Annotated in this window: 15 protein-coding genes; 7 read left to right on the top strand and 8 right to left on the bottom strand. The window is 70.7% G+C overall.

Features of this window, described 5'->3' with window-relative positions:
* The first annotated feature begins 16 nt into the window (after positions 1–16).
* Positions 17–940 carry a hypothetical protein gene (locus LZ198_RS32810; protein ID WP_253976072.1) on the top strand — a complete coding sequence of 308 codons (924 nt, stop codon included), beginning with the start codon at positions 17–19 and terminating at the stop codon, positions 938–940.
* A gap of 4 nt (positions 941–944) precedes the next feature.
* On the opposite strand, the gene LZ198_RS43285 is transcribed toward LZ198_RS32810, so the two are convergent.
* Positions 945–1,883, bottom strand: coding sequence for an AraC family transcriptional regulator (locus LZ198_RS43285; RefSeq protein ID WP_267145495.1), 939 nt, complete (start codon positions 1,881–1,883; stop codon positions 945–947).
* A 155-nt stretch (positions 1,884–2,038) separates the two neighbouring features.
* On the opposite strand from LZ198_RS43285, the gene LZ198_RS32795 reads away from it, so the two are divergent.
* Both LZ198_RS32795 and LZ198_RS32790 read left to right on the top strand, forming a co-directional pair.
* Entirely contained in the window at positions 2,039–2,926 is an 888-nt protein-coding gene (locus LZ198_RS32795; RefSeq protein WP_253976071.1) for an NAD(P)H-binding protein, read from the top strand.
* Positions 2,927–2,940: 14 nt separating this feature from the next.
* Positions 2,941–3,420 (top strand): anthrone oxygenase family protein, encoded by a 480-nt coding sequence (locus tag LZ198_RS32790; protein WP_253976070.1) that lies wholly within the window; start codon positions 2,941–2,943, stop codon positions 3,418–3,420.
* A 25-nt stretch (positions 3,421–3,445) separates the two neighbouring features.
* Here LZ198_RS32790 and LZ198_RS32785 read toward each other — a convergent pair whose 3' ends face one another.
* The 5 genes from LZ198_RS32785 to LZ198_RS32765 all read right to left on the bottom strand — a co-directional run bounded on the left by LZ198_RS32785 (position 3,446) and on the right by LZ198_RS32765 (position 8,248).
* On the bottom strand, positions 3,446–3,835 hold the full coding sequence (locus LZ198_RS32785) for a hypothetical protein (protein ID WP_253976069.1): 390 nt from the start codon (positions 3,833–3,835) through the stop codon (positions 3,446–3,448).
* A gap of 98 nt (positions 3,836–3,933) precedes the next feature.
* The gene (locus LZ198_RS32780) at positions 3,934–4,461 is read right to left on the bottom strand and encodes a DUF4833 domain-containing protein (RefSeq protein WP_253976068.1); all 528 of its coding nucleotides are present in this window, start codon (positions 4,459–4,461) and stop codon (positions 3,934–3,936) included.
* A gap of 158 nt (positions 4,462–4,619) precedes the next feature.
* Positions 4,620–6,323: an N-acetylmuramoyl-L-alanine amidase gene (locus LZ198_RS32775; RefSeq protein ID WP_253976067.1), complete on the bottom strand. Its 1,704-nt coding sequence runs from the start codon at positions 6,321–6,323 to the stop codon at positions 4,620–4,622.
* Between the two features lie 85 nt (positions 6,324–6,408).
* Complete coding sequence (locus tag LZ198_RS32770) at positions 6,409–7,173, bottom strand: DUF3592 domain-containing protein (RefSeq protein WP_253976066.1); 765 nt, start codon at positions 7,171–7,173, stop codon at positions 6,409–6,411.
* A gap of 52 nt (positions 7,174–7,225) precedes the next feature.
* A complete protein-coding gene (locus LZ198_RS32765) occupies positions 7,226–8,248 on the bottom strand; it encodes a DUF3616 domain-containing protein (RefSeq protein ID WP_253976065.1) in 1,023 nt (340 codons plus the stop codon).
* 270 nt (positions 8,249–8,518) lie between these two features.
* Between LZ198_RS32765 and LZ198_RS32760 the strand changes: the two genes are divergently transcribed.
* Complete coding sequence (locus LZ198_RS32760) at positions 8,519–10,981, top strand: NHL repeat-containing protein (protein WP_253976064.1); 2,463 nt, start codon at positions 8,519–8,521, stop codon at positions 10,979–10,981.
* A gap of 63 nt (positions 10,982–11,044) precedes the next feature.
* Here the strand turns inward: LZ198_RS32760 and LZ198_RS32755 are convergent, their stop codons facing one another.
* A complete protein-coding gene (locus LZ198_RS32755; protein WP_253976063.1) occupies positions 11,045–13,183 on the bottom strand; it encodes a M28 family peptidase in 2,139 nt (712 codons plus the stop codon).
* A gap of 148 nt (positions 13,184–13,331) precedes the next feature.
* Between LZ198_RS32755 and LZ198_RS32750 the strand changes: the two genes are divergently transcribed.
* Both LZ198_RS32750 and LZ198_RS32745 read left to right on the top strand, forming a co-directional pair.
* The gene (locus LZ198_RS32750) at positions 13,332–15,827 is read left to right on the top strand and encodes a carboxylesterase family protein (protein ID WP_253976062.1); all 2,496 of its coding nucleotides are present in this window, start codon (positions 13,332–13,334) and stop codon (positions 15,825–15,827) included.
* 253 nt (positions 15,828–16,080) lie between these two features.
* Entirely contained in the window at positions 16,081–17,037 is a 957-nt protein-coding gene (locus LZ198_RS32745) for a DODA-type extradiol aromatic ring-opening family dioxygenase (RefSeq protein ID WP_253976061.1), read from the top strand.
* A 32-nt stretch (positions 17,038–17,069) separates the two neighbouring features.
* Here the strand turns inward: LZ198_RS32745 and LZ198_RS32740 are convergent, their stop codons facing one another.
* Positions 17,070–17,489 carry a hypothetical protein gene (locus LZ198_RS32740; protein ID WP_253976060.1) on the bottom strand — a complete coding sequence of 140 codons (420 nt, stop codon included), beginning with the start codon at positions 17,487–17,489 and terminating at the stop codon, positions 17,070–17,072.
* Positions 17,490–17,911: 422 nt separating this feature from the next.
* Here LZ198_RS32740 and LZ198_RS32735 point away from each other — a divergent pair, with 422 nt between their 5' ends.
* On the top strand, positions 17,912–19,471 hold the full coding sequence (locus LZ198_RS32735; protein ID WP_253976059.1) for a putative Ig domain-containing protein: 1,560 nt from the start codon (positions 17,912–17,914) through the stop codon (positions 19,469–19,471).
* Position 19,472: the final 1 nt, after the last annotated feature.

Genomic DNA, 19,472 nt, shown 5'->3' with positions numbered 1-19,472 from the left:
GAAGCAAGGTGAGCCCATGAATCGGCAGGAGTCCGCGATGTTCCTCGGGGTGCTGTTGCTGTGGGTCCCCTTGCTGCTGGGCCTCTGGGTCGGGAGGTGGCGTCGCAAGCGCGCCAGCGCCGGCACGTCGGGCGCCAGGCTCTGGGCCCTCCTGAACCTCCCGGGTGCATTGTTCTTGATGATGGCCTGCAGCGGCTTCATGGCGCCCAGGACCCTGGCGTGGCTCAGCACGCTCGGGGTGTTGCCCTTCACGCCCACGTCGGGGGTGCTGCAAGGCGTCGCGCTGTTCGCGGCCTTCGTGGTGGGCTACAGCATCGCATCCCTGATCTGGAGCGGCGCGACGCAGGACGGCGCGGCGGCGCCCACCGGCGCGCAGGGGCCCGCCAACAAGCACTCCCACTCGAAGGTGCTCGCCATCATGTGCGCCACCATCGCCCTCGGCATCGGCGCAGGCGTGGTGAGCGTCGGCCTCCAGAAGGGCGGCTTCCTGACGACCTCCGATGTGGGAGGGCTCCCCGAGCTGGCCCAGGTCCAGGAGCAACTGAGGCCCCTCGAGGCCTGCGAGCTCACGTACCACCGACGCGACAAGCGAGGCCATCGCCAGCACCCGAACTCGGTCTTCATCAGGACCTGCACGATGGGCGAGTACGTCAGCGTCCTCATCGAGGTCCCCGGGACCTGGGCGTCCAAGGGGGTCGGCTTCGAGATGAGCCGAGCCTCCCAGTCGGACCCCTGGGCGATCCTGGTCGAGAAGGACGAGGTCCCCTTCCCCGAGCTCCGGGACGCCCTCGCGCACTTCGCCCCCCTCATCGCCGCGAGCTATCCCGCGGAGCTGCGCCGACAACGCGCGAGCGCGGGCGAGATGGATCGCCACCTGGAAGAGCAGCAGCGGATGGAGCGCGAGCGCAAGGAGCGCGCGAAGGACTCCTATCCGAAGTGAGCCATCACGCCCGGCGGACCGCGCCGGGTGAGATGCCCATGAAGCGCTTGAAGGCGCGACTGAAGGCGGCCTCGGACTGGTAGCCCATGCGCGCCGCCAGCTCCGCGAGGCCCGGGCGCTCCTCCTTCAACGTGGTGTGGGCCACGGCCATGCGCCAGCGCGCCAGGTAGTGCATGGGCGGCTCGCCCACCAACCGCGTGAAGCGCGCGGAGAAGGCCGAGCGGGACATCGCGACCTCGGACGCGAGCGTCGCCACGGTCCAGGCCCGCGTCGGCTCGCGGTGGATGAGCGTGAGCGCCCGCCCCACCTCGCGGTCCTGGAGCGCCCCCAACCAGCCCGTCTTCGCCGCCGCGTCCTGGGCCATCCACTCGCGGAGGGCCTGCACCACCAGCACGTCCGCGAGCCGGGTGATGACCGTCTCCCCTCCCGGGCGCAGCTCCTTCGCCTCCTGGGCCATGAAGCGCAGCGTGCTCTGGAGCCAGTCCATCCGAGGCGAATCCGACGGCTCGACGCGGATGATGGCGGGCAGGAGCGAGACCAGGTGCCGTGCGGCCGGATGGTCGAGGCGCACGGCGCCGCAGATGAGCGTCGTGGGCGCGCCCCCACCTCCGTGACGCAGGATGGAGTAGCGCTCGCTGACCAGCTCCTCCGGCAACTCCTCCAGCCGCCGCGTGGCCCCACCCCGCTCGCTCGTCAGCCGGTGCCCCTTTCCGTGCGGCAGCAGCGCGAACATCCCCGGCTGGAGCAGCGTCGGTTCGCCGTCGTCGACCTCCAGCCAGCACTGGCCGGACGTCACGACGTGGAACATCAGGCTCCCCTCCATCACCGGGAGCGCCAGCCCCCACGGAGCCGACATCTCCGAGCGGCAATAGAACGTCCCGGTCATCCGCAGGAAGTGCAGCGCCTCGCCGAGCGGATCCACCGGAGGCATCAGGTCCGTCATGCCCCCGAGTATCCGCCCTGCCCCATGCATCGTCCAGGCATCGTGGACGAACGAGCATGAACCAGCGACGCCCCATCATTGAGAATCCCACTCCCTGAATCGATATTGGATTCCAGGCAAACCACTGCCGAGGGGACATCCCCTGGGAGGAATCCATGTTGGTCGTGATGGGAGCGAACGGGAACACGGGGAAGAAGGTCGTCGAGCTCCTGCGGCGCCAGGGGCAGCCGGTCCGCGCCCTGGGACGCTCGCCGGAGCGCCTGGCGCCGCTGGCCGAGCTGGGCGCGGAGGTGCTCACGGGAGAGGCGCACGACGCCGCCTTCTTGACGCGGGCCTTCCGCGGGGCGGACGCGGTCTACACCCTGCTCCCGATGGACCGTGCGTCACCGGACTACCACCGGGAACAGCAACGGAAGGGAGAGGCCATCGTCCAGGCGCTGAGGGACAGCGGCGTCCGGCACGCGGTGGCGCTCAGCAGCCTGGGCGCGGACCTGCGCGAGGGCACGGGCCTGCTCGCCACGCTGCATGCCCAGGAGGAGCGCCTGAGGACGCTGCGGGACACGCACGTGCTGCTGCTGCGCCCGGTGTCGTTCTTCGAGAACCTCCACGACGTGCTGGGGCTCATCAAGCACCAGGGCATCAGCGGCGACTCCATCGAGCCGGACCTCGCGATCCCCATGATCGCCACGCGCGACATCGCGGAGGTCGCGGCCCGCGCGATGCTGGCGCGGGATTGGACGGGCCACGTGGCGCGAGAGCTGCTCGGCCCGAGGGACCTGAGCCTCCGCGAGGCCACCCGCCTGCTGGGCGCGGGCATCGGCCGTCCCGACCTCGAGTACGTCCGGTTCCCCGACGCGGACATGGTGGGAGCCCTGGTCCAGGCGGGGGTGTCGGAGACCTTCGCCGACCTGTATGTGGCGATGACGCGCGCCTTCAACGAGGGACGCATCCAACCCCAGCAAGGCCGCACGCCGGAGAACTCCACGCCCACGCGCTTCGAGGACTTCGTCGGAGAGCTGGCCCGGGCCTACGCGGCCCTCTGAGAGAGGAGCAGGTCATGCTCGAAGCCACCGTGAACACGCTGACGTGGCTGGCCGCCGCGGGGAGCGCGCTGCTGGCGGGGACCTTCTTCGCCTTCTCGTCGTTCGTGATGAAGGGCCTCTCCCGGCTCCCACCCGAGCGCGGCATCCAGGCCATGCAGGCCCTCAACGTCGCGGCGCTCGAGCGCGGCCTCATGAGCGCGTTCTTCGGCACGACCGGGGTCTGCCTCCTGCTCGCCGTGTCCACCCCGTGGACGTGGAGCACGACGGGGGCGGGCCCACGCCTCGCCGGCGCCCTCCTGCTCCTCGTGGGGGGCTTCGTCGTGACGGCCGCGTTCAACGTCCCCCGGAACGAGCTGCTGGCGGCGCTCTCCCCCACCAGCCCCGAGGCCGCGAGCCAGTGGAGGAGCTACGTGGCCACCTGGACGGCGTGGAATCACGTCCGGACAGCGGCCTGTCTCGCGGCGGCGCTCCTGCTCGCGCGCGCCACGCGTTAGCGGACGAGGCGACGCGCCACGGCGCTCACAACGCGCTGCAAGCCCAGACCTTGGTGGGCATGCAGTAGCAGTTGGGATTGGGGTGGCCCATCAGACAACAACTGCGCGTGGCCCCCACCGGCGAACACGCCGTGCCCGCAAGCTTGCTGCAGCGATCGTTCAGGCCGCAGATGGGCGTGGGCGTGAAGCAGATGTTGTGGAGTCCGTCGCACTCGACCGAGTCCTCGTGGACCGTGCAGGTCGTCCCGTCACAGGCCACCGTCGACCCGTTGGGGCAGACCTTCTCGCAGTGCTCGAGGGCGCTCGACGCCTCGCCCAGGAGCGCGGGCGCGTCGGCTCCGTCTTGCGTCACACCACCACAGGCCACCAGCACCGGGACGACGAGGACCGTCAGCACACCCAGGAAGCTCTTCATGGCATGTCTCTCCTCGACAGGGGGAGCGCGGAATCGAACCACACCCCGCGCGCCTCACGCCATGGAGTTGCACCTGGATGTCTGTCAGGAATCACACCTCAACCACGCACCAGCTCGTGGATGGGCTGTCCCTCCGGACCCACGCCATCCAGCCGCACGAAGTCGACCGAGAAGGGCCAGGACGTCTTCACGAAGACATGCTCCAACTGGGTGACGTCACGGCCGACCCGCGTCCAGGCCTGCACCAGGCACTGTCCATTCACCAGGGTGGAGGTGACGTCGATGGGGCGCGAGGGGAAGGCACGCAGCCGGATGCGCACGCGCCACCCGTCCGCCGTGGCCTCGACGGCCTGCGAGTCCTCGAGGCCGTACACCGGCTGCTCGACCGTGAGGAGCGACTCCACCTCCGACTCGCCCCGCTCCAACATCCGCCAGTAGACCTGCACGGGGCTGGCCCCCACCGGGCGGCAGGCCTCGTCCAGCCTCAAGGCGTAGTGCACCTGGTTGCGGTTCTCGCTGCGGGACAGGAAGAACGCGGAAGGGGCCCGGGCGACGGGCTCCGCGGCGGAGGCCCACGCGGCGAAGGCGCCCATCGCGAGGGCGACGAAGCGGCTGATTCCGGTCATCGAAGACACCTGGGTTCCCCTTTCAGGGCGGAGTGACGGCGGTCGCCCGTCAGGAGCGCTGGGAGGATGAACACCTCCGGGCTCCGGAACTGTCACTCGGTGCCCCCGGAAGGCCGTCCCCACCCCGCACGGCCCTCGCGGCGAAGGGTCTAACGCCCTCAGTCCACCTTCGCCACACGACGGCGATCACCCAGGAACTCCTCCACGCCGTGGGCAATCGCCTCCGCCACGTCGTTCTGGTAGCTGGCGGACTTGAGGCGCTCCTCCTCGTCCGGGTTGGACAGGAACGCGGTCTCCACGAGGATGGCCGGCATCTTCACGCCGAGCAGCACGTAGAACAGCGCCTCCTTGTGCCCCAGCCCCTTGATGTCGGAGTACTTGGTCGACAGGCCCGACACGAGGCTGCGCTGCACCTGGTCCGCCAGGCGGGACGACTCCTCGGTGTTCGCCTTGGTGGCCAGGTCCGCCAGGATGAACTGGAGGTCGCTGATGCCCTTCTCCGACGACGCGTTCTCGCGCGCCGCCAGGCGGATGGAGTAGCGGTCCGCCGACGTGTTGAGCGTGTACGTCTCGATGCCCCGCAGCTTGCGGCTCACCGCGGCGTTGCAGTGGACGGAGATGAACAGGTCCCCGCGCTCCGTGTTCGCGAACTGCGCCCGGTCCTCCAGGCGGATGAACCGGTCATCCTCGCGCGTCAGCACGACCTCCAGGCCACGCTCGCGCAGCAGGTTCGCCAGCTTCAGGGAGATGGACAGCGCCACGTCCTTCTCGCGCGTCCCCTCCTTGCCGATGGCGCCCGTGTCGTGCCCGCCGTGCCCCGGGTCGATGACCACGCGGCGGACCTTGAGCCCCAACTGCTCCGCCAGCGTCAGCTCCGCGCGGCGGGACTGCTTCGCCACCGCCTTCAGCCGGGCCTGCGCCACCTCGTCGTCCACCGGCCGGGTGATGGGCTTCGGCGGCTCGACGGGCGCGCTCACCTTGGCGACCGGCTCCTTCACCGGCGCGGACTTCTCCGCGACCAGCACGGGCTCCACCTTCGACGGAGCCTCCTCGCGCGCCTTGGCCGGAGCGGGCGTCGCCGGGGGCTTGGAGGCGGCGGCCTCCTTCGACGCGAGCGCGGCGGCCACCGCCGCGTCCAGCCCCTTGGGCTCTTCCGTGGCGGGAGCGGCCGGCGCCTTCGCGGACGCCTCCGGGTCCAGGCGGGGAAGCATGGGGGACGGCTCGCGCGCGAGGCGCTCGATGGCCCCCACCAGCGCGGACGTCGGGCGCTCGGCCTGGGCCACGGCGGTGGCCTTCTCCTCGACCGCCGGAGCCTTCGTGGGCGCGGCCGGCTTCTTCGCGGGGACGTTCTTGGAGGGCGGCAGCGAGGCCAGGAGCGCCTTCATCTCCGACAACTGGTCGCCCTTCGTCATCTGCGCGAGCGAGTCGGTCAGCACGCGGCGCGCGTCCTCCGGGTGGTCCAACCGGTGGACGTGGATGCGCGCCAGCGCGAGCGCGGCGTCGTCCGCGAGCCGGTGCTTCGGGAAGTCCGTGCGCAGCTTGTCGTAGTCCGCGATGGCCGCCCGGAGGTCCTCCTCGACGAAGGAGATGCGGCTCAACTCCTGGAGCAGCTCGCCCGCGGTGAAGAGGGCGTCCGGCGCGCGCGTGGACTTGGGGTGGTTGCGAGCCACCGCCTCGAACTTCTGCACCACGTTCAGCCAGTGGTGCCGCAGCTTGCGCCGCGCCGAGTCGTCCTTCAGCGCGTAGTAGGCCTTGCGAGCGCCCTGGTAGGCCTCCTCCGCCTCGTCGCGCTTCGCGGCCGCACCTGTGCCCGGAGCGAGCAGCAGCAGCACTGGCAGCACGAGAGCGAGGAGACGGCGCATGGAGGACCTCGGTTGAACTGGGAGCTACAGGCGTGTGTCACATGGCCCCAGGTCACCGGCAACTTTTCGCCCGTCCCGGTCCCCGTCAGCGCATCCACCCGAGCACGTTGGCGAGGTCCTGATCGATGACGCGCGCCCAGCCGGGCTCGCGCGGAATCACCGCCGCCAGCACCTTCGTCCCGTTGCGGACCGGGGCACGGCCGGGCCTCACGCGGGCGCGGACCTCGTTCTTGACGTCCTGTCGGAAGTAATGTGCCGGGAACACGACCTCGCCCCGGCTCTCCGGCAGCGGCCCGTCCGGCGTCAGCCAGACCAGGGCGCCCATTCGCAGCGGCTCCACCTCCGACCGGATGATGCGCCGGGCCTCCCGCGCGAAGACGAGCCCGGCGAGCAGCGCGCCCAGGGCGAGCCCCCAGGGAAGCCACCCGACCTTCATCGCGCGGCTGCGCGCATAGCCCGCCTCGCGCGGACGGTCCGGGTGTTTCGGATCCACCAGCAGTTGCACCGTGGCGCCCTGCCCCAGCCCCTCGGCGTACTCGGCGAAGGTCTTCACGTCCGTGGCGGTGTGCTCCACGTCCTGGAAGACATAGAGCACCGACAGCGACGCCTCGGCGCCGTCCCGCTGTCCGGGAGGCGGCAGCCGCGTGGTGGCCAGCACGCCGTCCACCGGTTCGGCGCGGGCGATGAAGCCCTGCTCCTCCACGAAGAAGCGCCCCACCCACATGGCGCCCGCGCCGAGCAGCGCCATGAAGATGAGTCCGAGCACGGCGTCGCGCGCGAGGCGCCCCACCGCACCGGGCACCTGCGTCAGTCGCACCTTTCGAGGCGCATGGGGAATGGCGAGCTGCATACGTCCGCCAGCCTACACGCGTTGAGCGGGTCCGCCATCCCGCGCCCGCGACTCAGGTGCGCTCGGGCAAGCGGACCCAGACGCCACGGAAGCGTTTGCGCGCGGGCTCCCGGAGCTTCTTGCACGCCACGCCATCCACAGACCGCGTGCCGTCGTCGCTGAGGAGGAGGATCTCCTCCGCGGACTCCGGCGTGAAGAAGGCCTCCGGGTTGAAGCCGCGCAGGTCCACCTCCCCCACCGGCACCGGGACGTCGTCGCCGCCGTGCCACGTGAAGAGGCGCGAGGTCGACTCCCCCGCCGTGCCTCCGCTGATGAGGAGGTAGCGCCCCCGCCAGAAGGACATGGAGCGGATGCCCTGACCTCCCAGGTCCAGCAGCAGCGGTGTGCCCACGCGCGCGGCCGTCCCCTCGAGCACCATCTCCCGTGGGTTGTGCAGCGGGACCACCAGCGCCTTCCCCTCCGGCACGGGACTCCGGAAGCCGATGAGGACCGCGGCCCCATCCGCCGTCGCCGTCATGCCCTCGATGTTGAGCCCACCCGGGGCCTTGGGGGCCCGCCGCTCGGCCTCGTCGAGGTGGAAGCGGGCCAACGCAGGGACGGAGAGCAGATCCTCCAACAACCGCGCGTAGGGTCGCCCCACCACCTGCGGTCCCTCGGACGATTCCTCCGTGGCGAAGAAGCGCAGGCGGCTGGGCGCCTTCTTCCCCGCGCTGTCGCGACCATGGGACGTGAGCCAGAAGGACCACGGCCCCAGCCGCGTCGCCGCCTCGATGTCCGCCTCGGGGGCCTTCTTCCCGGGCACGGCCAGCTCCAGCGCCGGAGACAGGTCCACGCTCCGCATCGGAGCGCCACCGCGTCGAGCGTCATAGACCCGCAGGATGTTGTCCTCGTCGTCCCCCACGACGAACAGATCTCCCGCGAGCGCGACCGCCCCCGACGCGTCACACATCCCCTCGAAGACGAGCACGTCGCGCGCCGCCCCACCGGAGACGAGCGCCTCGCCCACGGGCGAGGAGGTCCCCCGACCAGAGCAGCCCAGCAGCCAGACACCCAAGACGATGAAGGCCCGCGTCATGGCCTCTTTGTCGTCACGAGCCCCACGCCCGGGAAGTGGCCGCCGGACGAGTGTGGTCCTCGCGACATCCCATCACCGTGACTTCGCCTGTGCGTACGGGTCGCGGTGATGCCGCGCTGCTTCAGCGGCACGTCTTCCGCCTCAGATTCCCGCGATCACACCTCAGGGCTCCGAGACCTCGACGCCCTCGACCTCGCGCCATGGCCGTCAACTGCTCGGAATCTCAAATTCCGAGAACAGGCCTTTCGATTGCAGACGTATGCGCCCCCCATGCGTACACCTCTGCTCGACACCTGGACGCGCAGTATCGCCCCGCTCTTGCTCGCGGGACTCCTCTTCACCGCTTGTAGTGACGACGACCCGACGCCACCGTCCCCCGATGCGGGAGGAGGCCAGGACGCCGGCCCGGACGCGGGAGCGCCCGACTCCGGAACGCCGGACTCGGGCTCGCCGGACGCGGGGGCGCCCGACGGGGGAGGACCCGATGCCGGCGCCTCGTGCGCACCGGAGATGACGGATGTGATTCAACGAGGAAAGTGGGATCCGCGCTTCTCCATCGCGGGTGTCTCCGGCATGGACGGCCACGTCCCGCACATCTACGACCTCGCGAAGACGGCCTCGGGAGACATCCTGGCGACGGGCTACTTCCGTTGGCTCGGCACCCAAGCCACCCCGCCCCTCATCCAGCGTCACGGTGACACGTGGCAGCCCGTGTCGAAGGCGTGGCCGCAGGCGATTCCCGGTTCGGGCTTCTCCGCCGTCGCGGCGAACGAGGACGGCACCCTGGCCCTCGCGACCAACGACACGTTCGGAGCACGGTCGGGCGAGGTCTGGCTCGCGACCGCGGAGGGCGTGCGGGTCATCGGCGCGTTCGAGGGACTGGTGCGCACCATGGCCTTCGTGAAGGGCGAGCTGTGGGTCGCGGGCCTGTTCCAGCTCGCGGACAACGGCGCCATCGGCCTGGCCATCTGGGATGGCGCGAAGTGGAGGTTCCCCACGGGAGGTCCCGCGGACGGCCCCGTCTACGAGCTGCTCGTCGACGGAGACGCCGTCTGGGTCGGCGGCGGCTTCTCCCAGGTGGGTGGCGTCTCGAGCAACAAGGTGGCGCGCTGGAACGGCGCCGCGTGGGAGGCCTACGACCTCCCGTTGCCCGGGAACGCCGTCTACGCGCTCGCGCTCGGTGACGATGGGACGCCCTACGCGGGCGGCACGTTCGCGCACGACTTCAGCATGGACGGCGTGGGCTCCATCGCGCGCTGGACGGGGACTCAGTGGGAGATGCTCGACGAAGGCGTCAGCACCGGACAGTTCCCCGGCGTCGTGACGGACCTCGCGTTCACGCAGGGCAAGCTCCATGTCGGTGGCTGCTTCTCCCACGTCAACGGAAAGGCGTGGACGAATCCGGAGGCAATCCCCGCGAACGCGCTGGCGCGGTGGTCACCCCAGTCAGGCTGGGAGAAGTGGCCCAACACCTCGTTGCCCAACCGCACCGCCTGGTTCTCGCCGTTGTTCTGCGGCGACGAGGGCCCCAGCGCCTTCCCGCTGTGGGAGGTCCCCATCCAGCGCTTCCTCGTCGATGGAGACACGCTCTACCTGGCGGGGACCTTCGCCAGCGTCGAGGACGCGTCGTCGCAGAGCCTCGCGGCCTTCCGCGACGGCCAATGGCGGCCGGAGGGCGCCCGCTCCGGCTTCGGCTTGAGCGGCAGCGCGGACAAGCTCGCGGCGGGAGGCCCCCAGTGCGCGGTCCACGCGATGGGCGCCATCTCCCACGCGGGCGGCGAGCGCGTGCCGCGCACGGTGTTGCGCTTCGGTGACTCCGGCTGGGCGCCGCTCGGTGAGCTGCCTTCCTCCATGGAGTGCACCGACCTGGAGGTGAACGCGCGCGGAGACGTCTATGTCGCGTGCACGGACTGGGACGTGCCCCAGTCGCATGTGCTCACGTGGACGGGAGAGGATTGGCGCTCGCTCGGGGACCTGCGCGAGCACGGCTTCATCTCCGACATGACGCTGGATGAACTCGGGCGTCCGTGGGTCGCGACCCAGGCCGAGGACTCCGTGCGGGTCGTTCGCTGGGACGGAGAGGCGTTCGTGAAGGTCGCCGACGGCTTCGACGGCCCGGTGTCCACGATCGCCCTCCGGCCCGAGAATCCGGACCCGGACCATCCCGCGTTCGTCGCCACCGGCGAGTTCACCCACGTGAACCGGCTCGTCGCGCAGCGCATCGTCCACTGGAACGGCACCACGTTCGAGACGCTGGGCACCGGGTCGGTCACCTCCGTCATCACGGCCGCCTATGGGAAGCGCGGCATCTTCATGAGCACCAACGCGGAATACGGAATGGACGGCCTGCCCGTCCCGGGACGCATCACCCTGGGGCACTGGAGCGGCAAGGAGTGGGTCGAGTTGGCGACGCCGGAGCGGGGCCTGCTGCCTCCGCTCGACGCCTCGTCCGGGGGCGTCCACAGCTTCCGCAAGCTGATCGCCACCGGGGACCACCTGGTCGCCGTGGGGACGGTCATCCCGGAGGACCGGGGCCCCTCGCACGCCTTCGTCTTCGACGGTGAGCGGCTGGTGCCCATCGGCCAGGGCGTCAACGCCATCAGCGTCGACGCCGTCGCGGTCACCCCCGAGGGCCTCTGGGTGGGCGGCCTCATCGCCGAGGCCGGACGCGACGACACCCTCATCCCCTCCGTGGGCGTGGCCCACTTCGGCCTCGACGTCCCCGCGCCTTGATGCCTCGCCGTGCGTGGCCCGTTCTCCAGGAGCGGGCCGCGCAGGGCTCACGCGGGACGTGGCTCAACGGGGCGGCGCCATGACGCCGCCCCGCTCCAGCAGCGCGAAGAGGTCGATGAGCACCTCCACCGGAATGACGTATCCGTACTCGGCGAACGCCGCGTCGCGGATGTCCGCCACGGAGCGCTGCCCGTCGGCGTAGCTCGCGAGGGCATCCGCCCCCTGGTAGAAGCGCAGCTCGCTCTCTCCCTGCTCACGCAGCGCGACGGCCACCGCGGTCAGGGCCGCCTGCACGCGCCCCACCCGCGCATCCTCGGCACCTCCCCGGCCCACGACCTCGTCGAACGACGCCAGCTCCTGTCCCTTCACGCGCCGGGGCACGAGGCCGCGAGCGCGGCGCTCCGCCTCGGAGGGCTTCGGCTCGCGCGTGCTCACGCCCCGCGCCTTCACGTCCGTCTCCAGTCTCGCCAGGGCCTGGGACTCGGAGGCCTCCTGCGCCTTGACGAGCCCCTGCACCGGCGCCGCGGACGCCCCGAGCGCCTGGCATGAGCGCAGGGCGTCGCGCTCGCGCTGGAAGGCCAGGCGGATCGCCGCCCGCGCGAGCCGGTAGACCTCCGGCAGCTCCGCCCCGGACGTGGAGGCCAGCGCGCGTCGCACCCGGAACTCGTCGTCCGCCACGCGTCGCCCGCCATGGACCGACACCAGTCGCGCCAGCTCCAGGGCGCCCTGCCCCTCGGCCCAGGCGGCCACCGTCACGGAGGCGAGCCCCGCGAAGGCGGCGCGGTGCAACTGCGTGGGGTCCACCAGCTCCGGTCGATCTCCGCTGGTGTGGTAGTTGTCGTCCGGCCACGTGGAGAAGGCCACGCCCGGGATGCCGTGGTCGTTGAAGAGCTGGTGGTCCGACCCCCGGCTGTAGCGATCCATGTGCGCGTCGAGCGGATCCCTCGACCCGGTGAGCGAGGCGATGCGGAAGTCCTTGCGCGCCGGATAGCGCACCCCGTTGAAGCGGTTCATGAAGTCCACCGTGGACTCCGACACCGCGTTCACGAAGCTGCCGTTCCAGTCGGGCGTATAGGACACCAGGAAGCGCGAGTGGGCCCCCGACAGGCTCGCCCCGAGCATGTCGAAGTTGAACTGCGCCACCCGTCGCACGGGGTCGTCGCGGTGGACGGCGAACCACTCGCGCGTGCCCTCGAACTCCGGCAGCCACAGGAAGCGCAGGGTGCGCACCGGCGGCGGCAGCGCGCCCCGACGGATGAGCTCCGCATAGGTCCGCGCCATCTCCAGCATCGTCGCGGAGCCCGAGGCATTGTCGTCGGCCCCCGGCTTGTAGTGGTCCAGGTGGGCCGTCAGCACGACCTCCTCGCCCGCGCGCGTCCCGGGGATGACTCCGCTGACGATGCCGAAGGACCCCTCCCGGGTCTCCGTGGCGACGCTCACGTCCACCTTCACCGGCCCCGCGCGGACCTGGGCACGGAGCTCGCGGCCCTGTCGGTCCGACACCATGAACAGGAACGGCGCCCGGGCGCCCGGGGGCGTCAGCTTCGACGGGACCACGGCCCACCCCACCTGGTCCGGGAAGTCCCCATCCATGCGGTGGGGTTGGTTCCACGGCGGCGTCGAGTACGACGAGACGACGCCCACCGCCCCCCGCTTCGCCACCGCCAGGAGCAGGACGGGTGAGGGGTGGCCGCGCGTGAGGACCACCTTCCCCTTCACGTCCAGCCCGGCGTAGTCGGCCTCCACGGCCCCCATCCCCACGTCGACCAGCTCCAGGGCGGCGCCCTCGAAGCTGCCGCTGCCCAGCGCCAACGACATGGGGAGCTCCGCGTGCGACGTCACCCGGTAGCGCTGGGGACCGGCCACCCACAGCTCCCCTCGCGACGCCCGCCACTGAGGCTTCACGTCCATGGGCTCCAGCCGGACGTCTCGCAGCCCCGCCGCCACGGCCGCCCCCCGCACCCACTCGGCGGCCTCGGCGTAGCCCGCCTGGTGATCCCTCGCGAGGAGCGACAGTCGCTGCACGCCGTCGTGGATGCGGTCTCCCGAGCTCTCCTGGATGAGCGCGCGCACCACCTCGTCCCGGAGCACCAGGCCGGTGGTGGGCGACACGGGCCCCAACGGTGAAAGCGCGGCCCCGGCGACGGCGGGCCACGCCCACCCCACGACCAACGCGACCAACACGAACGAGCGGATACGCATGCGGTCCTCGAGCGGCCCGGAGCAACCACCTTTCCGGCACCTTGGATACAGCTGCATCGACGTCTCACGAAACTGAAACAACGAGAAATTCAAGAACTAGCAGTCAAATTTGGATAGCATGTCCGTGAACCAAGGAGGGTTCTTCATCATGCGTATCTTCCGCCGGGCCCTGCCCGGACTTCCCATGTTCGCCGTGGGTTCGATGCTCCTTCAGGTGTGGGGCGCATCCGAGGCCGTCGCCGCCGAGCGGCGCTTCCTCATCGACTTCGGCGCGGAGACATCCGCCACCCCTGGCTGGAACAATCTCTATTTCGGCTCGACGGGCTCCTCGTTGACGGGGCTGGTGGACACCGGAGGGCAGAGCTCCGGGTTGTCGCTGCAGATCACGGACGGGTTCTGGCAGGGCTGGGTGGGGGCCTACAACGGCGCCGGCACCACCGCGAGCACGCTCTACCCCGCCACGGCCACCCAGGACACGTTCTTCATCGGGACCAACGAGGGCACCACCGACAGCCTGGCGAAGCTGCGACTCGCCGGGCTGAGCGCGACCGGCACCTACTCATTGCGCTTCTACGCGTCGCGCATGACGGATGACCAGACGTCGGACCGCACGGCGCAATACACCGTGGGCGCGCAGACGGTGGAGCTGCAGGCGCGCAACAACATCAACGACTCCGCCCTGATGACCGGGCTGGTGCCCACCAGCGGCGCGCTGGACATCACCGTGGCGATGAAGCCCGGCGCCGTCTTCGCCTACCTGGGCGTGCTCGAGGTCATCCAGCAGGACGGCACCAGCGAGCCGGAGCCGGAGCCCGAGCCGAGCAACCTGCCCCCGGTCGCGAACGCGGGCGCGGACCGCACCGTGCCGCTGCCGACCAACACGGTGGCCCTCCAGCAGAGCTTCTCCGACCCGGAGGGGCAGTCCACCACCTTCGTGTGGACCCAGGTGTCCGGCCCCACCACCGCGCGGCTCTACCAGAACCCCTGGAGCCCGCTCGTCGCGAGCAACCTGGTGCAGGGCACCTACGTCTTCCGCCTCACCGTGACGGACGCCCAGGGCGCGAGCGCCTCCGACGACGTGAGCGTGTCCGTCGTGCCGAGCACCGGCAGCGGAACCCCCTTCCAGCGCACCCTCACCGAGAAGTCCGTCACCTCGAACAACAAGGTCATCTACTACTACGAGTCACTGCCACGCGGTTACAACACCGACCCGAACCGCAAGTGGCCGGTCCTCGTCTTCCACCACGGCATCGCCGAGAAGGGCGCCATCCCCGAGACGCTGCCCAACGTGCTGGGCAACATGACCCTCATCCGGGACAACGCGCCGCTGGAGTTCGACATCAACGGCGTCACCGAGTCCTTCATCGTCCTGATACCGCAGTTGCACGACAACTACAGCGACTGGCAGGACTTCTTCACGCAGGCGATGATCGACACCGCCAAGGCGAACCTCCGCGTGGACGCGGACCGCGTCTACCTGATGGGCTTCTCGCTGGGCGCGTTCCACACCTGGAGCTTCCCGCAGCGCTCGGACGCGAACGCCAGCCAGATCGCCGCCATCGTCCCCTTCTCCGGCGGGCGCATCTACAGCGCGAACGGCGCGTCCCAGGTCTGCCGCCTGGCGACGAAGAACGTGCCCGTGTGGACGTTCCACGCGGTGGATGACCACACGGTGGCCGTGGGCACGACGGACAGCGCGGTGAACGCGCTCAACGCCTGCTCCCCCGCCCCGGCCCCCGCGCCCCGCTACACGCGCCCCGCGACCGGGGACCATTGGATCATCGGCTGGGGCGCGAGCCCGACCCAGCCGGAGGGCTCCAACATCTACCGGTGGATGCTCCAGAACCGGCGCAGCACCACGCCCCCCACCACCCCGCTCACGCCCAGGACGCTCACGCCCAGGATGACCAACGTCCCCAAGCTCTGGAACGGGCCCCTGGGCTACTACGAGTCCCTGCCGCGCGGTTATGACGCCGACCCCAACCGTCAGTGGCCGCTGCTCGTCTTCCTCCACGGAGCCGGACAGCGCGGCAACGGGACGACCGAGCTGCCCAGGACCCTGGAGACGGCGCTCCCCGCCAACATCGGCAGCGGCAACCAGCTCGAGTTCACGGTGAACGGGGTGACGGAGTCCTTCGTGGTGCTCATCCCGCAGATCACCGCGGACACCTCCGGCTGGCACCCCTACCACGTCGAGCGGCTCCTCGACGTCGCCATGGCCAGCTACCGCATCAACCCCAAGCGCGTGTACCTGACCGGCCTGTCGCTCGGGGGCTTCGGCACCACCGCCTTCGTGGAGTTCTCCCAGGAGAACGCCAACCGCATCGCGGCGATCGCCCCCACGGACGGCGCCCACTACGGCGGGCTCATCTGGACGCCGGACCGGGACAACGTGACGACCAACGCCTGCTACCTCGCCCAGGCGGACGTGAAGGTCTGGCAGTTCTACGGGCAGACCGACGGCTGGGCCTGGACCGTCACGGACTTCCTCGCGCGACTCTCCGCGTGCGCTCCGCCGACGCCCACCAAGGTGACGCGCTACGACGGCCTCGGCCATGAGGCCTACACGCGGGCCTACGTCACGAACCATCAGTGGCACGACCCGAACCTCTACGAGTGGCTGCTCGCCCAGCAGCGCCCGTAGCGGACGAAGCACGGCCCCCGCCCCACACCGGGCGGGGGCCCCTCCCCGCGCCGGCCACCCGCCGCCCATCATCCACGTCGTCGGCCGGCGCCGCCCCTCTTCGCCGGGACCTCGGCATCGTCCGCCGCGCTTGCCTCGCGATGACACCTGGCTTGTGACGGCGCGGGTCGCTCGTTAGCCTCGTCGACGACGCCCTGACGTTCGATGCGGGGCGACGCGCATCGCGGGCCTCTGGCGATGGAAGGTGGGCGACATGACGGGCGATTCCTCCGACGAGAAGCAGGGACCGGGCCTCACCCGCCGTCAGGCGATCGGGGCGGGCGTCCTCGCGGCGTCCACGGTGGCGGTGGCGCAGGTGGTGTCCCGGACGGGCCCCCAGGCAGACGAAGCCCCGAAGCCCGCCGAGGCGCCCCCAGGTCGCATGCCCGTCGTGTTCGTCCCCCACGGCGGAGGTCCGTGGCCGTTCGTCGACCTCGGGATGGGGGACCGCGCCGAGCTCGACGACCTGGCCGCCTATCTCCGGTCCGTCCGCACCCTGCCGAAGACGCCTCCCAGGGCCCTGCTCGTCGTCTCCGCCCACTGGGAGGAGCGGGTGCCCACGGTGATGACCTCCGCGAACCCGCCCATCCTCTACGACTACTACGGCTTCCCGCCGGAGTCGTACCGCATCACCTGGCCGGCGCCCGGTGAGCCGCGCCTCGCGGCGCGCGTCCGGGAGTTGCTACAGGGAGCGGGCTTCGAGACAGGGACGGATGCCCAGCGCGGGTTCGATCACGGCACCTTCGTCCCGCTGAAGCTCACCTATCCGGACGCGGACGTCCCCACCGTGCAGCTCTCCCTCCTCGAGAGCCTGGACCCGGCGGAGCACCTCGCCCTGGGACGCGCGCTGGCCCCGCTGCGCGACGAAGGCGTGCTCATCATCGGCAGCGGCATGACCTTCCACAACCTGCGGGCGTTCGGCGCCCCCGGCCGTGAAATCAGCCGGGCCTTCGACGCCTGGCTGACGGAGAGCGCCGTGCTCGCCTCCGCCGAGCGCGACCAGCGGCTCACGGCCTGGGCCCGCGCCCCGCAGGCCCGCGCGGCCCACCCCCGCGAGGAGCACCTGCTGCCGCTCATGGTCGTCGCCGGAGCGGCGGGAGAGGACCGTGGCACCGTGGCGTGGAACGGCACGTTCATGGGGCTTCGCCTCTCGGCGTTCCAGTTCGGGTAGGGGCCCCCTGGCGCGCCGCGCCCGCCCCTGGCTCAGTCGCCGCAGGACACCTTCAGCTTCTCCACGGACGCCGTCTTGCCCTCCTTCGTCAGGGTGAGCTTCAGCGTCTTGCTCGTGATCATCACGACCTCGGCGGTGACCGCCCCGGTGGCGTCGGCGTACTGGATGCTGTCGCCCTTCTTGTCGAGGCCGGAGAGGTTGGCGTCCGCCTTGCTCGGCTTGAGCTCGAAGACCTTCCCATCGACCCGTACCACGGCCTGCTGGAAGTCATCGAACAGGTAGACCGAGCTCCCCTTCCCCAGCGAACAGCCAGCCCCCGCGTGGTCCGTCAGGTCCTGCTCCGTGAGGGGCTTGACCGCGACCCCCGGCGCACCGGCCTTGCCCGCAGCCGGCGCAGCGCCCGCGAACGCCACCGCCGACATCACCACCACACGTGCCACGAGGTTCCGCATGATGCCTCCCTGGGTCGAGGCCCCTCGCGCCGCCGGAGGGCGGCCCTCAACGGGGCACGACATCATGCGCCGGGCAGAAGCGCGGACTCAATCCACCGAGCCCGAAGACGGAGGACCTGGGGCTCGCGGCCATCGACGGTGCGCGCTGGGTACGGTTGGCCCCGCCGCCCGAGGGAGGGCCGTACGCGCAGGCCCCCCCTGGAGTCCGACACGACGCCCAATGGATCCGGGAGTCCCAAATTCGCCACTGAGATACAACAGAATCGTGATGGAATCATGATGGGACGATGCCCGCCACGTGAGGCCGTGCGTCGGCGGATGGAGGACCTTGCCGCCGACCACCACGCGTCGTCCGGCGGAGTGTGAATCGGACCCTCCGATTGCATTTCGGGGACGACGCCCCCACGCGTCGAGGCCTCAGGATGGCTCGCAGCAGTCGCCCCCTCTCGAAGAACGAAGTCCCCTCCCCGCCCCCGTCCCTCTCGCGACACGCCGCCCGCCGGTCGCCCGGTGGCACCCCCGCGCGATGGGTGGGCGCCATCGCCGTCCTCGCGCTGTTGTCCGCCTGCCCCAGCAATCGCGCCAGCGACGACGGCCCGTGGCTGTCGAACCTCGAGCTGAGGCCCACCAGCGTCGGCGTCGGCTACGAGGCGGTCTTCGAGGTCGCGGGAGGCAAGCGGCCCCTGGCGTACACGGTGAATCCGCCGCCCGGCTTCTCCTTCTTCACGGCCGAGGGCCGCCTGGTGGGGCCCGCCACCGAGGCCGGCGACTACGACCTCGTCGTCCATGTCCGGGACGCGGAGGGCGACGAGGACACCCGGACCTATCCCCTGAAGGTCTACCCCCGGCTCGAGGTGGTCGACACCGCGGTCACCAGCGCCCGCTCGGGCAGCGCCTACGAGCACGCCTTCACGGCGACGGGGGGCCAGCCGCCCCTGACCTGGAAGCTGGAGACAGGCACCCTGCCCGCGGGCATCACCTTCACCCAGACCGGCCGCCTCACCGGCCAGCCCCGGACGGCCGGCACCTACGCGTTCACCCTGGCCGTCCAGGACGGCAGCGGGGCCCGGGTCGACGTGCCGGTGGAGCTGGAGGTCCTGCGCCCGGACGGCCAGCGCAGCTTCCCGCTCACGGTGGGGAACTGGAACATCGAGTGGTTCGGCGACATGGGGAATGGCCCCACCGACGAAGCACTCCAACTCACCAACGTCCAGAAGGTCATCTCCGAGGCCGGCGTCGATGTCTGGGGACTGGTGGAGATCGTCGGCACCACGCAGTTCAACACGTTGAAGGCCGTGCTGCCGGGCTACGACGGCTTCCTCGCGAACAGCGCCCAGGTTCCCGGCGGCGCGAGCTACTACTCCAGCACCGACCAGAAGGTGGGCATCCTCTTCAAGTCGAACGCGGTGCGGGTGCTGAAGGCGGAGCTGATCCTCACGGAGCAGGGCTTCCTGTTCGCCGGCCGGCCTCCCTTGAAGCTGGACCTGCGCATCCAGCGGCGCAACGCCACCGTGGACGTGACGGCCATCGTCCTCCACATGAAGGCGGACATCACCTCCTCGGACTACTCGCGCCGGTCCGCCGCCTCCGCCGCACTGAAGGAGTATCTGGACACCCTCCTCCCCACGCAGCGGGTCATCGTGCTGGGCGACTGGAATGACGACGTGGACGCGTCGATCGTCTTCGACCCGGAGCGCGTCGAGCCCCGGGAGTCGCCCTATCGGAACTTCGTCGAGGACCCGGGCCACTACCTGTTCACGACGGAGGCCCTCGCGCGCCAGGGCGTCAGCAGCACCGCGAGCCACGGGGACTTCATCGACCACCAGCTCGTCAGCAACGAGCTCGGCGCCGACTACCTCCCCGACTCGACGACGGTCCTGGAGCCGGCCATCACCAACTACCGGTACAACACCTCCGACCACTTCCCCGTCGTCAGCCGCTTCGACCTGGGAGGGCAGACCCCGGGCGCCACCGCGCCCTGAG

The organism is Myxococcus dinghuensis (assembly GCF_024198235.1).
Lineage (GTDB): Bacteria > Myxococcota > Myxococcia > Myxococcales > Myxococcaceae > Myxococcus > Myxococcus dinghuensis.
This window is presented reverse-complemented; position numbering and strand designations above follow the sequence as displayed.

Excerpts from the sequence above, each read along its gene's own strand:
- LZ198_RS32780 (WP_253976068.1), bottom strand. The coding sequence starts at position 4,461 with ATGACCGGAATCAGCCGCTTCGTCGCCCTCGCGATGGGCGCCTTCGCC.
- LZ198_RS32795 (WP_253976071.1), top strand. The coding sequence starts at position 2,039 with ATGTTGGTCGTGATGGGAGCGAACGGGAACACGGGGAAGAAGGTCGTC.
- LZ198_RS32810 (WP_253976072.1), top strand. The coding sequence starts at position 17 with ATGAATCGGCAGGAGTCCGCGATGTTCCTCGGGGTGCTGTTGCTGTGG.
- LZ198_RS32765 (WP_253976065.1), bottom strand. The coding sequence starts at position 8,248 with ATGACGCGGGCCTTCATCGTCTTGGGTGTCTGGCTGCTGGGCTGCTCT.
- LZ198_RS32770 (WP_253976066.1), bottom strand. The coding sequence starts at position 7,173 with ATGCAGCTCGCCATTCCCCATGCGCCTCGAAAGGTGCGACTGACGCAG.
- LZ198_RS43285 (WP_267145495.1), bottom strand. The coding sequence starts at position 1,883 with ATGACGGACCTGATGCCTCCGGTGGATCCGCTCGGCGAGGCGCTGCAC.
- LZ198_RS32790 (WP_253976070.1), top strand. The coding sequence starts at position 2,941 with ATGCTCGAAGCCACCGTGAACACGCTGACGTGGCTGGCCGCCGCGGGG.
- LZ198_RS32750 (WP_253976062.1), top strand. The coding sequence starts at position 13,332 with ATGCGTATCTTCCGCCGGGCCCTGCCCGGACTTCCCATGTTCGCCGTG.
- LZ198_RS32745 (WP_253976061.1), top strand. The coding sequence starts at position 16,081 with ATGACGGGCGATTCCTCCGACGAGAAGCAGGGACCGGGCCTCACCCGC.
- LZ198_RS32785 (WP_253976069.1), bottom strand. The coding sequence starts at position 3,835 with ATGAAGAGCTTCCTGGGTGTGCTGACGGTCCTCGTCGTCCCGGTGCTG.
- LZ198_RS32760 (WP_253976064.1), top strand. The coding sequence starts at position 8,519 with ATGCGTACACCTCTGCTCGACACCTGGACGCGCAGTATCGCCCCGCTC.
- LZ198_RS32735 (WP_253976059.1), top strand. The coding sequence starts at position 17,912 with ATGGCTCGCAGCAGTCGCCCCCTCTCGAAGAACGAAGTCCCCTCCCCG.
- LZ198_RS32755 (WP_253976063.1), bottom strand. The coding sequence starts at position 13,183 with ATGCGTATCCGCTCGTTCGTGTTGGTCGCGTTGGTCGTGGGGTGGGCG.
- LZ198_RS32775 (WP_253976067.1), bottom strand. The coding sequence starts at position 6,323 with ATGCGCCGTCTCCTCGCTCTCGTGCTGCCAGTGCTGCTGCTGCTCGCT.
- LZ198_RS32740 (WP_253976060.1), bottom strand. The coding sequence starts at position 17,489 with ATGCGGAACCTCGTGGCACGTGTGGTGGTGATGTCGGCGGTGGCGTTC.